The following is a 15,286-nucleotide window of genomic DNA, read 5'->3' as shown; positions in this document are numbered from 1 at the left end:
ACAATAACAGAGGAAATATATCATGATTTTAATGACAAAAAATATAAATCTAACAAATGAAGAATTAGAGATGATACAAGGTGGAGCAGATCCCTATGGTAAAGAACCTAATGGTTATTATGCTTGGCAAATGGAACCAGTATTAACTATGCCAGTTCATGGATTTTGTCCCAGAGGAACCTATGATTTAGGATATATTGGAGGAGGTAATCATCTTTGCAAAGGAAGTGCTGCGAGATTTTAAGTAAAATTTATTAGGAACATGAAGAAACAAGGGGAGAAAGCAGAGAATTTAATATGAAAAAACGGGCTATTCAAATTTTACTAGCATTGTCCTTAATTTTTTATAAATCAACTTGGTTTTGGATGCTTTTCAACCACCTCGCAAAGCCCTATCTACCAGCAAGTCGTGAATTTTTTCAGATTCTGCTTTTGATGGAGAGTGGAGTTCTTTTATTAGCGGTCATCTATCTACTAGTTTTTGCAGGAAAGAAAACTTTTCATTTCAAGTGGCAGTTGAGGTACTTTATCTACCTTTTACTGGGTTACATCATTTCGTATATGTCGGACTTCCTCTTGTCTTATTTCATACCCTTGTCCTCAAATCAAATTTCTTTGAATGAAACGATAGAAATGATGGGACGACAGGAGTTACCCTATTTCTTGCTCATAGTTTGCTTCATCGCCCCTATTGCTGAGGAATTGATTTATCGCGGTGTGCTTATGACAACCTTTTTCAAAAACTCACCTTGGTACGGAGATGTCTTGCTTTCTGCTATTATTTTCGGTTGCATTCATATCAATTTCGCTTTAACACCTCTTGCCTTTTTCATTTATGCTAGTGGAGGTCTTATTTTGGCTTTATTGTATCGCATGGCAAAAACTCTCTACTATCCAATTCTACTCCATATCCTCATCAATATCACTGCCTTCTGGAACTTGTGGTTACTCCTATTTTCAGGAAGTTAGCTTACTAAAACAATGTCGGAACTTTCCGGCATTTTCTTTTCAATAGATGAGCAAGAACTGATTATTTACAGGATTGCTTAATTAAAAAATGGTATAATAAAAGGTAATGAAAAATTCCAACGAGGCAGAGATGAAATTACTTTATACTGATATTCGGACTTCTTTGACAGCAATTCTAACCAGAGAGGCGGAAGAGCTCGTTGCTACGGGCAAGCGGGTCTTCTACATCGCTCCTAACTCTCTTTCTTTTGAAAAGGAACGCGCCGTGCTGGAATGCTTGTCCCAGCAGGCTTCTTTTGCGATTACCGTCACGCGCTTTGCGCAGATGGCTCGTTACCTGGTCTTGAATGATTTGCCTGCTAAAACCAGTCTAGATGATATTGGTCTTGGGATGGCCTTTTATAAATGCCTTGCTGAACTTGATCCCAAGGACTTACGTGTTTATGGTGCTATTAAGCAGGATCCTCAGTTTATCCAGCAGTTGATTGAACTTTATCATGAAATGACGACTGCTCAGATGAGTTTTTTGGACTTGGAAAGTTTAACGGATGAGGACAAGCGAGCGGATTTACTCTTAATTTTTGAGAAAGTGACGGCCTATCTCAATCAGAGCCTGTTAGCTCAGGGAAGTCAGCTGTCCCATTTGATTGAAGCTATTGAGAATGACAAGGTAAGTAGTGATTTTACTCAAATTGCTTTAGTCATTGATGGATTTACCCGTTTTTCTGCTGAGGAAGAGCGGATTGTGAACTTACTTCATGGCAAGGGTGTTGAAATTGTCATTGGGGCTTATGCTAGCAAGAAAGCTTATACCAGTCCATTCGCTGAAGGCAATCTTTATCAAGCCAGTGTAGAGTTTCTCCATCATCTAGCCTTTAAATACCAAACACCTGCTCAGGACTGTTCTCAAATTCATGAGAAGATGGATAGCTTTGACAAGGCCTCTCGTTTGCTGGAGTCTTCTTATGACTTTTCAGAACTCAGCTTGGATGTAGATGATAAGGACCGCGAAAACCTGCAAATCTGGTCTTGTTTGACGCAAAAGGAAGAGTTGGAGTTGGTAGCCCGTAGCATTCGTCAGAAATTACATTCCAATCCAGACCTGAGTTACAAGCATTTTCGTATTCTGCTGGGAGATGTGGCTTCTTACCAGTTATCCCTTAAAACTATTTTTAACCAATATCAGATTCCTTTTTATCTTGGTAGAAGCGAAGCGATGGTGCATCATCCCTTGACACAGTTTGTCGAGTCTATTCTAGCTTTGAAACGCTATCGTTTCCGTCAGGAGGATTTGATCAACCTTCTTAGAACAGGTTTGTATACCGACCTTAGTCAGGCTGATATTGACGCATTTGAGCAATATATCCGCTATCTTGGTATCAATGGCTTGCCAGCCTTTCAGCAAATCTTCACTAAATCCCACCATGGAAAATTTGATTTAGGGCGTTTAAATGCTCTTCGTCTGCGTATTTTAGCCCCTCTTGAGACTCTCTATGCCAGTCGAAAGCAGAAAGCTGAAAATCTCTTGCAGAAGTGGAACTCTTTTATAAAAGAAGGAGCTGTGACCAAGCAATTACAAGATTTGACAGCTACTATGGAAGCTGTAGAACAGGAAAGACAAGCCGAGGTCTGGAAGGCTTTTTGCCACATTTTAGAACAATTTGCGACCGTTTTTGCTGGTTCACAGGTTAGTCTAGAGGACTTCCTAGCCTTGCTCCATTCTGGAATGAGCCTATCTCAATACCGTACCATTCCAGCAACAGTGGACACCGTTCTGGTGCAGAGTTACGATTTGATTGCACCACTGACTGCTGACTTTGTCTATGCCATTGGGCTAACTCAGGACAATTTACCAAAAATCGCGCAAAATACCAGTCTTTTGACAGACGAAGAAAGGCAAAGTTTAAATCAAGCGACAGAGGAAGGGGCACAGTTGCTAATTGCAAGCAGTGAAAATCTCAAGAAAAATCGCTACACTATTCTTTCCTTGGTTAATTCTGCCCGTAAGCAGTTGGTCTTGTCGGCTCCAAGCCTTTTTAACGAAAGCGAAAGTAAGGAATCTGCCTATCTTCAAGAGTTGGTCCATTTTGGATTTAGTCGGAAAGAGAAGAGGATGAATCACAAAGGGCTATCTAAGGGGGATATGGGGTCCTATCACAGTCTTTTGTCCAGTCTGGTTGCCTATCACCAGCAGTGCGAGATGAGTGAGACTGAGCAAGATTTGACATTTATTAAGGTTCTGGCGCGTGTCATGGGTAAAAAACTAGACCAGCAAGGTTTAGAAAATCCAGCCCTCCCAACCAATCCAAGTAGTAAGCAGTTGGCTAAGGACACCTTACAGGCTCTCTATCCCGCTGATCAAGAGTTTTACCTATCTACCTCTGGTTTGACAGAGTTTTACCGTAACCAATACAGTTATTTCCTCCGTTATGTACTAGGCCTGCAGGAAGAATTGCGCCTACGTCCTGATGCCCGTAGTCATGGGAATTTCTTGCACCGTATTTTTGAACGTGCCTTGCAGTTGCCTGACGAAGATTCCTTTGACCAACGTTTGGAACAAGCTATTCAAGAAACCAGTCAAGAACGGGAATTTGAAGCTATTTATCAAGAAAGTTTGGAAGCCCAGTTTACAAAGGAAGTTTTGCTTGATGTTGCACGGACGACTGGCCATATTCTTCGTCACAATCCAGCCATCGAGACTATTAAAGAAGAGGCAAATTTTGGTGGGAAAGGGCAGGCCTTTATTCAATTGGACAATGGTCGCAGTGTCTTTGTACGAGGCAAGGTTGACCGCATTGACCGATTGAAAGCTGATGGAGCGATAGGAGTAGTAGACTACAAGTCCAGTCTGACCCAGTTCCAGTTTCCTCATTTCTTTAATGGACTCAATTGCCAACTGCCAACTTACTTAGCTGCCCTAAAAAGAGAAGGAGAGCTGAACTTTTTTGGTGCCATGTACTTGGAAATGGCTGAACCAGTCCAATCTCTGATGGCCGTCAAAAGTCTAGCAGGTGCAGTAGTGGAAGCCAGTAAAACAATGAAATACCAAGGCCTCTTTTTAGAAAAAGAAAGCAGTCATTTGGGCGAATTTTACAACAAAACCAAAGCCAATCAGCTGACAGATGAGGAATTCCAGCTCCTACTGGACTACAATGCTCATCTTTACAAGAAAGCAGCTGAGAAGATTTTAGAAGGTCAGTTCGCCATCAATCCTTATACAGAAAATGGCAGAAGTATTGCCCCATATGTTCAGCAACACCAAGCCATCACAGGCTTTGAAGCCAATTACCATTTGGGGCAAGCCCGTTTCCTAGAGAAGTTGGACTTGGCTGACGGTAAGCGTCTGGTCGGAGAAAAGCTCAAGCAAGCTTGGTTTGAAAAAATAAGAGAGGAGTTGAATCGATGAAGCCCATTCCCTTTTTAACTGAGGAAGAAATTCAAAAATTGAAAGAAGCAGAAGCAAATTCGAGCAAGGAACAAAAGAAAACTGCTGAGCAAATTGAAGCCATCTACACTTCTGGTCAAAATATCCTTGTCTCAGCGTCTGCTGGTTCTGGGAAGACCTTTGTCATGGCCGAGCGTATTCTGGACCAGTTAGCGCGTGGTGTCGAAATTTCTCAACTCTTTATCTCAACCTTTACGGTCAAGGCTGCCACAGAACTTAAGGAACGTTTGGAGAAAAAAATCAGCCAACAAATTCAAGAAAGTAGTGATGTTGACCTCAAACAACACTTGGGACGCCAGTTGGCAGACCTACCAAACGCTGCCATCGGTACCATGGACTCTTTTACACAAAAATTCCTTGGCAAACATGGCTATCTAATTAATATTGCGCCTAATTTCCGTATCTTACAAAATCAAAGCGAGCAACTCCTTCTAAAAAACGAAGCCTTTCATGAGGTTTTTGAAGCGCATTACCAAGGTAAACGGAAAGAGACCTTTAGTCGTTTGCTGAAAAACTTTGCTGGACGTGGCAAGGATGAACGTGGGTTGCGCCAGCAGGTCTATAAAATCTATGATTTCCTCCAATCCACCAGCAATCCTCAGAAATGGCTGAGTGAATCATTCCTAAAAGGCTTTGGAAAAGCTGATTTTACTAGTGAAAAAGACAAACTAACCCAACAAATCCAGCAAACCCTTTGGGACTTGGAAAGTTTCTTCCGTTACCATTTGGATAATGATGCCAAGGAGTTTCCAAAGGCTGCTTATCTAGAAAATGTTCAGTTGATTCTGGATGAAATTGGCTCCTTAAATCAGGAGTCCAATAGTCAGGCTTATCAAGCAGTGCTTACGCGTGTTGTCGCCATCTCTAAGGAGAAAAATGGTCGGGCTCTGACTAATGCCAGTCGTAAGGCTGATTTGAAGCCCCTGGCTGATGCCTACAACGAAGAAAGAAAAGCCCAGTTTGCTAAACTAGGACAACTGTCAGACCAGATAACCATTCTCGACTATCAAGAACGTTATCATGGAGATACATGGGAACTAGCTAAGACTTTCCAAACCTTTATGAGTGATTTTGTGGAGGCTTATCGTCAGCGTAAACGTCAGGAAAATGCCTTTGAATTCGCTGATATCAGCCATTACACCATTGAGATTTTAGAAAATTTCCCGCAAGTTCGTGAGGCTTATCAGGCTCGCTTCCACGAAGTCATGGTCGATGAGTATCAGGATACCAACCACATTCAAGAACGGATGTTGGAATTGCTGTCTAATGGTCACAATCGCTTTATGGTGGGGGATATCAAGCAGTCCATCTACCGTTTCCGTCAGGCAGATCCGCAGATTTTTAATGAAAAATTCCAACGCTATGCGCAAAATCCTCAAGAAGGGAAGTTGATTCTGCTCAAGGAAAATTTTCGTAGCAGTTCAGAAGTGCTGTCAGCAACCAATGATGTTTTTGGACGCCTTATGGACCAAGAGGTCGGAGAAATCAACTATGACAGCATGCACCAGCTTGTTTTTGCCAATAGCAAACTGACTCCCAATCCAGACAACAAGGCAGAATTTCTCCTCTACGACAAGGACGACACAAGTGAGGAAGAAGAGGACCAATCAGACACAAAACTAACAGGAGAAATGCGCCTGGTTATCAAGGAAATCCTTAAACTTCATCAAGAAAAAGGTGTTGCTTTTAAGGAAATTGCCCTTTTGACCTCTAGCCGCAGTCGTAATGACCAGATTCTTCTCGCCTTATCTGAGTACGGGATACCTGTCAAAACCGACGGTGAGCAAAACAATTACCTCCAATCTCTAGAAGTGCAAGTCATGTTGGATACACTTCGTGTCATTCACAATCCCCTGCAAGATTATGTCTTGGTTGCTCTCATGAAGTCTCCTATGTTTGGCTTTGACGAGGACGAGTTAGCACGTTTGTCCCTTCAGAGAGCAGAGGATAAAGTCCACGAAAATCTCTATGAGAAACTAGTAAATGCTCAAAAACAGGTAAGTAGCCAAAAAGGCTTGATTCACTCAGCTCTAGCTGAGAAGCTAAAGCAGTTCATAGATATCTTGGCTTCTTGGCGCTTGTATGCCAAAACTCACTCTCTCTATGACTTAATTTGGAGGATTTACAACGACCGTTTTTATTATGACTATGTTGGGGCTTTGCCAAATGGCCCTGCTAGACAGGCCAATCTATACGCCCTAGCTCTGCGTGCTGATCAGTTTGAAAAGAGCAATTTCAAGGGCTTGTCTCGTTTTATCCGTATGATTGACCAAGTCTTGGAAGCCCAGCACGATCTTGCAAGCGTAGCCGTCGCACCGCCAAAAGATGCAGTAGAGCTCATGACCATTCACAAGAGTAAAGGGCTGGAGTTTCCTTACGTTTTTATTCTCAATTTGGATCAGGATTTTAACAAACAAGACAGCATGTCAGAAGTCATTCTCAGCCGTAAAAATGGTCTAGGTGTCAAATATATTGCCAAGATGGAGACAGGAGCAGTGGAAGCTCACTATCCGAAAACCATTAAACTCTCCATTCCTAGCCTAACTTATATACAGAATGAAGAGGAATTACAGCTGGCAAGCTATTCTGAGCAGATGCGTCTACTGTATGTTGCCATGACACGGGCTGAGAAAAAGCTCTATCTTGTCGGTAAGGGTTCTCGTGAAAAGCTGGAATCCAAGGAATACCCAGCAGCTAAAAATGGGAAACTAAATAGCAATACCAGACTGCAAGCCAAGAATTTTCAAGATTGGCTTTGGGCTATTACCAAAGCGTTTGCCAAGGACAATCTCAACTTTAGCTATCGTTTTGTTGGCGAAGACCAGTTGAGTAGAGAAGCTATTGGTCAATTGGAAAACAAGAGCCCTCTACAAGATAGCTCCCAAGCTGATAACCGCCAGTCTGAAACCATCAAAGAAGCTCTTGAAATGCTGAAAGAGGTGGAAGTCTATAACACTCTTCATCGCGCAGCCATTGAACTGCCTAGTGTTCAAACCCCAAGTCAAATCAAGAAATTCTACGAACCAGTTATGGATATGGAAGGTGTCGAGATTGCAGGTCAAGGCCAGTCAGTAGGCAAGAAAATCAACTTTGATTTGCCAGATTTTTCAACCAAAGAAAAGGTGACTGGAGCTGAAATTGGGAGTGCCACCCACGAACTCATGCAGAGAATGGACCTCAGTCAGCGACCAACGCTTGCTAGTCTGACAGAAACTCTCAAACAAGTTCAAACCAGCCAAGCTGTCAGGGACAAGATCAATCTTGCTAAAATTCTTGCATTCTTTGACACACTTCTCGGTCAGGAAATTCTCGCTCATACAGACCGTCTCTATCGAGAGCAACCTTTCTCCATGCTCAAACGTGACCAAAAGAGTCAGGAAGACTTTGTTGTCCGTGGTATCCTTGATGGCTATCTGCTTTACGAAGACAAAGTCGTTCTGTTCGACTACAAGACAGATCGCTATGATGAGCCAAGTCAACTCATAGACCGCTATCGTGGTCAATTATCCCTTTATGGAGAGGCTTTATCACGAGCCTATTCGATTGAAAATATTGAGAAATACTTGATTTTACTCGGTAAAGACGAGGTTCAAGTTGTAAAAGTATAATTTATACTCTTCGAAAATTAAATTCAAACCACGTCAGCTTCAGCTTGCTGTAGATATGGTTACTGACTTCGTCAGTTCTATCCACAACCTCAAAACTGTGTTTTGAGCTGACTTCGTCAGTCTTATGTGCAACCTCAAAACAGTGTTTTAAGCAACCTTTGGCTAGCTTTCTAGTTTGCTCTTTGATTTTTATTGAGTATTAGAAAGGAGACCTCATGACACTTCCAGTTAGAAAATCCCTGCATGATGCGGTTTTACAAGCTTCAAAAGCTGATACCTGGGAACAAGCTACCAAGGAATGGAATGAAGTTTCCTTGATTTTTAACGGTATCGGCCGTAGCAATTGTGTCTGTGGAAATGCCATCAAGTACGCCTACGAACTCTTTAACGGTGTCACAGGCCAACGCCTCTTTCCAATTGGTAGCGACTGTGTTCGGCATTTTCATCGATTGACCCTTGACCAGCAACTGGAAGAGGAAGAAAAACTGCTCAGAAAGGTTGAAAATCTGACCAGAAAAGCCCAGAAAAAGGAGAAAATCAAGGTCAATAAAAGTGACTTTGACGAGCGTCTTCTAAAGTGGCTCTGGGAAAAAGGTGTTTTCAAGCCTAATCGCGGTAATCAATTTACACCTGAGAGAGACTACCAGCTCTTCCTAGAAGTCTTTCAAGGAGGAAGTTGGACCAAGGCAGAGCCCAAGAAGAAGGCTCGTATGGAAGAAGTACTTGAAAAGTGTATCAAACCCTTTTTACTTGGGAAATCGGATGACCAACTCTACCTTGTCAAGCTAGGCAAGGAGAAAATTGACTACGAACAAGAACTCCGTATCCAGGCAGAGAAAGAGCGTAAGAAGAGGGATAAAATTGCCAAGCAATATGCAGACAATCTGGTCTTAGCCATGGGACCAGCAGAGCGTGCGTATCAAGACTACTTTGGCTTTACAGAGACCCTGACTCAAGAAGAACGCAAGTGGGAGAAAATACTTTTTGGTAAAAACAGAACAGAACGGGCTATTAAGGCCAAGCAGTACCAAAAAGAGCTGGAAAAAGACCAACGAATTGCAGCTCAGGATCCAATTGAAAGAAAGCAGAAGCAAACCTGGCTCCTCAATTCCTATTTCCATGAGCTTCCTGAAGAAAAAGCCCGATTTGCTCGTCTCTTATTAGCATATCGAAAAAGTGGCGAAGTTCCCTTTTCAACCGCATACCTGTCAGATCATCTCATCGACTTTTTCTATAAAATGAAAGCTTTTGAGTTTGAAATCGCACCAGAACAAGTCCGAGACTTTTTAAAAGAAAGCCTTCAAGCAGAACATTTATCATCAGCACAGGAAAGCTGGATAGAAGGAATTCTCCTCAACTGCGTCAAACCATTTTTAGAACGATTGCTAATATAAGTAACACCTACCGTGGATATTCCATGGTAGGTGTTGTTTTATCCAAAAAAATAATAGGAAATTACAAACATTACTACTTGATATTTTATATATAAAACAAAGTATGAAAACGTAACACAATTTTAAGACTTTTTTGTAAATTAAGAGTATAATCAAAGTGTATTGACTTTTTTATAGATAATAGACTAATATAATAAAAGTCTTCGTAATATATATAAATTTTATTTCAAGGAGGAATAATGGAAAAGTATTTTGGTGAAAAACAAGAACGTTTTTCATTTAGAAAGTTATCAGTAGGACTTGTATCTGCAACGATTTCAAGTTTATTTTTTATGTCTGTATTAGCTAGTTCATCTGTAGAAGCTCAAGAGACTAAAGGTGTTCACTATAAATATGTGACAGAGTCAGAGCTATCATCAGAAGAAAAGAAGCAGCTTGTCTATGATATTCCGACATACGTGGAGAATGATGATGAAACTTATTATCTTGTTTATAAATTAAATTCCCAAAATCAACTGGGGGAATTGCCAAATACTGGAAGCAAGAATGAGATGCAAACCCTAGTTGCTGGTGCTAGCTTAGCCGTTCTGGGGATTTTAATTTTTGCCGTTTCTAAGAAAAAAGTTAAGAATAAAACGGTATTACATTTAGTATTAGTTGCAGGAATAGGAAATGGTGTTCTTGTATCGGCTCATGCTTTAGAAAATAATCTTTTACTGAATTACAATACGGACTATGAATTAACCTTTGGAGAAAAATTGCCTCTTCCTAAAGAGATTTCAAGTTACACATATATTGGATATATCGAAGAGGGAAAAACGACTTCTGATTCTAAAGTAAGTAATCAAGATAAATCAGTTGCCACTCCTACAAAACAACAAAAGGTAAAATATAGTGTTACACCGAATTTTGTAGAACATCCATCAACAGTACAGGCTACTCAGGAACAAACACCTGTTTCTTCAACTAAGCCGACAGAAGTTCAAGTAGTTGAAAAACCTCTTTCTACAGAATTAACGAATCCAAGAAAAGAAGAGAAACAATCTTCAGATTCTCAAGCACAATTAACCGAACACAAGAATCTAGAGACGAAGAAAGAGGAGAAGATTTCACCAAAAGAAAAGACTGGGGTAAATACATTAAATCCACAGGATGAAGTTCTATCAGGTCAGTTGAATAAACCTGAACTCTTATATCGTGAGGAAACTATAGAGTCAAAAATAGATTTTCAAGAAGAAGTTCAGGAGAATCCTGGTTTAGCTGAAGGAACTGTAAGAGTAAAACAAGAAGGTAAATCAGGTAAGAAAGTTGAAGTCATCAGAATATTCTCTGTAAACAAGGAAGAAGTTTCTCGAGAAATTGTTTCAACTTCAACGACTGCGCCTGTTACAAGAATAGTCGAAAAAGGTACTAAAAAAGCTCAAGTTATAAAGGAACAACCTGATACTGTCACAGAACATAAGGACCTACAGGCGGGAGCTATTGTTAAACCCGCTGTCCAACCAGAGTTACCAGAAGCTGTAGTAAGTGATAAAGGTGTACCAGAAGTCCAACCAACGTTACCAGAAGATGTTGTAACAGAAAAGGTAGAACCTGCAGTTCAGCCTGAATTACCAGAAGCTGTAGTCACTGAAAAGGGAGAACCTGAAGTTCAACCAGCATTACCAGAAGCTATCGTTTCGGAAAAAGGTGAGCCTGAAGTACAAGCTAAATTACCTGAATATACTACAAAAGTTGCACCAACTTTGACTTTGGATAAGATTACAGAAGATGCGATAGATCGTTCAGCTAAATTGAATTACACTCTTGAAAATACAGGTAATGCTGAAATATCAAGTATTGTAGCTGAAATTAAAGATGGTGATACAGTAGTTAAACGGATTGATTTATCTAAAGAAAAATTAACTGACGCTGTACAAAGTTTGGATTTATTTAAAGATTATAAAATTGCAACAACAATGACTTACAACCGTGGTGAAGGTGATGAAACGTCTAAATTGGATGACAAACCTTTACGTTTAGAGTTGAAAAAAGTTGAAATTAAAAATATCGCATCTACTAATTTAGTGAAGGTAAATGATGATGGTACTGAAACACCTAGTGATTTCATGAGCGAGAAGCCTTCTGATGAAGATGTGAAGAAAATGTACTTAAAAATCACTAGTCGTGATAATAAAGTAACACGTTTAGCAGTTGATAAAATTGAGTTGGTAACTGAAAAAGAAAAAGAACTTTATAAAATTACAGCAACTGCTCAAGATTTGATTCAACATGTGGATCCATCTAAAACTAGAAATGAATACATTCATTACATTGAAAAACCTCGTCCTAAGGTTGATAATGTTTACTATAATTTTAAAGATTTAGTAGATGCTATGAATGCTGATAAAAATGGTACATTTAAAATTGGTGCAGATTTGAATGCTACAAATGTACCAACACCCTTTAAACAATATGTTCCAGGCACGTTTAAGGGACACTTATCAAGTGTTGATGGTAAACAATATACGATTCATAATATTGCCCGTCCCTTATTTGATCGTATTGAAAATGGTTCAGTGAAGAATATTAATTTAGGTAATGTGGATATCAATATGCCTTGGGCTGACGGAATAGCACCTGTTGCTAATATGGTGAAAAATGCAACTGTTGAAGATATTAAAGTCACAGGTAGTGTTATCGCTAATAATAATATTGCAGGAATTGTGAATAAGTTAGACCGTGGAGCAAATATGCGCAATGTTGCATTTATTGGTAAATTACATGCTGGTGGAGATAAGGGACAAAACCTAGCAGGGATTGTTGGAGAAATTTGGAAGGGTAACCTTGATAAGGCCTTTGTAAATGCCACAATTACTGGTAAACGGGCAAAAGCAGCTGGTATTGTATCTGTTTCAAGTAATGGTATGGACAATTATACTGTTGGAAGAGAAGGTAGTGTACGTCACTCTGTTGCGAAAGGGACGATTGATATTGAAAATCCTGTTGATGTGGGAGGATTTATTAGCACTAACTGGGTCTTGGGAGCTATTGAAGATAATGTTTCCATGATGAAAGTTTCCAAGGGTGAAATCTTCTTTGGTTCACACAATATTGATGATGAAGACGGATATTTCTCTGGAAATCGATTGAATCGTGATTATGTCGTGAAAGATGTTAGTACAGGTCTGTCTTCTTATCAACGCTCAAAACGAATCTCAACGATTTCCCAAGTAGAAGCAGATAAGAAAATTGAATCTTACGGTATCTCAGCAGACAAGTATGAAATCCATGACCCTATTGTTAATACCTTAAACCGCTTAACAAGAAAAGAAGATGAATATAAGTCAACCCAAGACTATAAAGTAGATCGAGATTTAGCATATCGCAACATTGAAAAACTTCAACCATTCTACAACAAAGAGTGGATTGTCAACCAAGGTAACAAACTTGCAGAAGATTCAAACTTAGCTAAGAAGGAAGTCCTTTCTGTTACGGGTATGAAGGATGGTCAATTCGTGACCGATTTATCAGATATTGATCATGTGATGATTCACTATGCAGATAAGACTAAAGAAATCAAAGCTGTTCATCAAAAAGAGTCTAAAGTAGCGCAAGTTCGTGAGTATAGTATCGATGGATTGAGTGACATTGTTTATACACCAAACATGGTTGATAAAAATCGTAATCAATTGATTAAAGACATTAAAGATAGGTTAGCAACTGTTGAATTAATTTCTCCTGAAGTACGTGCCTTGATGGGTAATCGGGATAGAGCTGAAGAAAATACAGAGGAACGTAAAAACGGTTATATCCGAGACCTTTATCTCGAAGAAAGTTTTGCTGAAACGAAAGCTAATCTTGATAAATTGGTCAAATCTTTGATTGAAAATGCTGACCATCAATTAAATAGTGACGAAGCGGCTATGAAAGCACTTGTTAAAAAAGTGGATGAAAATAAAGCTAAAATCGTGATGGCTCTTACTTACCTTAATCGTTACTATGATATCAAGTATGGGGATATGACTATCAAGAACTTGATGATGTTTAAACCTGACTTCTATGGTAAGTCAGTTGACCTTCTTGATTTCTTAATTCGAATTGGATCAAGTGAGCGAAATATCAAGGGTGACAGAACTTTGGATGCTTATAGTGATATGATTGGTGGAACTATTGGTAAGTCTGAATTACATGGCTTCTTAGATTACAACATGCGTCTCTTCACTAACGATACTGATTTAAATGATTGGTTTATCCATGCGGCCAAGAACGTATACGTTGTGGAGCCTAAAACAACGAACCCAGATTTTGTTAACAAACGACATCGTGCATTTGATGGTTTGAACAATGGTGTTCATAATCGTATGATCTTACCTCTATTAACTCTTAAGAATGCACATATGTTCTTGATTTCGACTTATAATACAATGGCTTATAGTTCATTTGAAAAATATGGTAAGTATACAGAAGAATCTCGAAACGAATTTAAGAAAGAAATTGATAAAGTTGCTAAAGGGCAACAAACTTATCTTGATTTCTGGTCAAGATTAGCTCTACCTAATGTACGTGATAGACTTCTTAAGAGTCAAAATATGGTACCAACACCAGTTTGGGATAATCAGACCTACAATGGTTCTCCTGTAGGTCGTCGAGGATTTGACAGTAAAGGTAACCCTGTAGCCCCAATTCGTGAATTATATGGTCCAACATGGAGACACCATGATAGAGACTGGCGTATGGGCGCTATGGCCTCAATATTCCCTAATCCAAATAATGATGACAAGGTCTTGTTTATGGTAACGGATATGATTAGTCAATTTGGTATTTCAGCCTTTACTCACGAAACAACTCATGTTAATGACCGTATGTTATATTTTGGAGGAAATAGTCATCGTGAAGGCACCGACGTTGAAGCATATGCTCAAGGTATGTTGCAAACACCTGATAAATCTACAGGTAACGGTGAGTATGGTGCTCTAGGTCTTAACATGGCCTATCATCGTGAAAATGATGGTGACCAATGGTACAATTATAATCCTGATAAGCTTCAAACTCGTGAAGACATTGATCGATATATGAAAAACTATAATGAAGCACTAATGATGCTAGATCATCTAGAAGCAGATGCAGTTCTAGAATCAGGGGTATCAGATATTAATACGAAGTGGTTCAAGAAAGTTGACAAGGCAATGCGGACTATTGACAATTTGAATAGGCTCAAAGCGCCGAATCAATGGGATAAAGTTCGTGATTTGAATGAAGAAGAAAAAGCTAAGAAGTTATCAAGCATCAATGATTTAATCGATAATAATTTTATGACAAAACATGGAAATCCAGGGAATGGAATTTATCGTCCAGAGGATTTCACTCCAAACTCAGCTTACGTGAATGTCAATATGATGGCTGGTATTTACGGTGGGAATACGAGTGATGGTGCACCTGGTTCATTATCATTTAAGCATAATGCTTTCCGTATGTGGGGTTATTATGGTTATGAAAATGGCTTTATCAGTTATGTATCTAATAAATACAAAGCAGAAGCAGATAAAAACAACCATGGTTTACTAAGCGATAAGCTAATAATTAATAAAGTATCGCAAGGAAACTTTAAAACCCTTGAAGAGTGGAAGAGACATTGGTACGGGGAAATTCTTGTTAAAGCTAAGAAAGGTTTTGAGGCTATCGATATTGATGGAACCCATATTAGCAACTATGATGAGTTACGCACTTTATTTGATAAAGCAGTTCGCAAAGATTTGGAGGGAATGTCAGATCCGAAAATTAAAGATCATTTCAAAAATACAGTGGACTTGAAGTCCAAAGTATTCAAAGCCCTACTAAAAAATACAGATGGTTTCTTTAATCCTTTGTTTAAATGAATATAACAAATT

The 15,286-nt window shown here is 39.5% G+C and carries 6 protein-coding genes; all 6 read left to right on the top strand.

Going from position 1 to position 15,286, the window contains the following annotated elements; genetic code table 11:
• The first annotated feature begins 22 nt into the window (after window positions 1-22).
• Window positions 23-244, top strand: a complete 222-nt coding sequence (locus tag SK642_RS04850; protein WP_033683595.1) for an SP_0924 family bacteriocin-like peptide — start codon at window positions 23-25, stop codon at window positions 242-244.
• Between the two features lie 53 nt (window positions 245-297).
• On the top strand, window positions 298-969 hold the full coding sequence (locus tag SK642_RS04845) for a CPBP family intramembrane glutamic endopeptidase (RefSeq protein ID WP_033683594.1): 672 nt from the start codon (window positions 298-300) through the stop codon (window positions 967-969).
• Window positions 970-1,099: 130 nt separating this feature from the next.
• Window positions 1,100-4,375, top strand: coding sequence for an ATP-dependent nuclease subunit B (rexB, locus tag SK642_RS04840; RefSeq protein WP_033683593.1), 3,276 nt, complete (start codon window positions 1,100-1,102; stop codon window positions 4,373-4,375).
• A complete protein-coding gene (gene addA, locus SK642_RS04835) occupies window positions 4,372-8,022 on the top strand; it encodes a helicase-exonuclease AddAB subunit AddA (protein WP_033683592.1) in 3,651 nt (1,216 codons plus the stop codon). Before rexB ends, addA begins: the two co-directional genes overlap by 4 nt.
• Before the next feature lie 215 nt (window positions 8,023-8,237).
• Window positions 8,238-9,416: a hypothetical protein gene (locus tag SK642_RS04830; protein WP_033683591.1), complete on the top strand. Its 1,179-nt coding sequence runs from the start codon at window positions 8,238-8,240 to the stop codon at window positions 9,414-9,416.
• Between the two features lie 239 nt (window positions 9,417-9,655).
• Window positions 9,656-15,274, top strand: coding sequence for a YSIRK signal domain/LPXTG anchor domain surface protein (locus SK642_RS04825; RefSeq protein ID WP_033683589.1), 5,619 nt, complete (start codon window positions 9,656-9,658; stop codon window positions 15,272-15,274).
• The last annotated feature ends 12 nt before the right edge of the window (window positions 15,275-15,286 follow it).

It is taken from the genome of Streptococcus mitis (assembly GCF_000722705.1).
GTDB lineage: Bacteria > Bacillota > Bacilli > Lactobacillales > Streptococcaceae > Streptococcus > Streptococcus mitis_P.
Note: the sequence above shows the minus strand (reverse complement) of the source record. Positions and strands in the feature narration are given on the sequence as shown.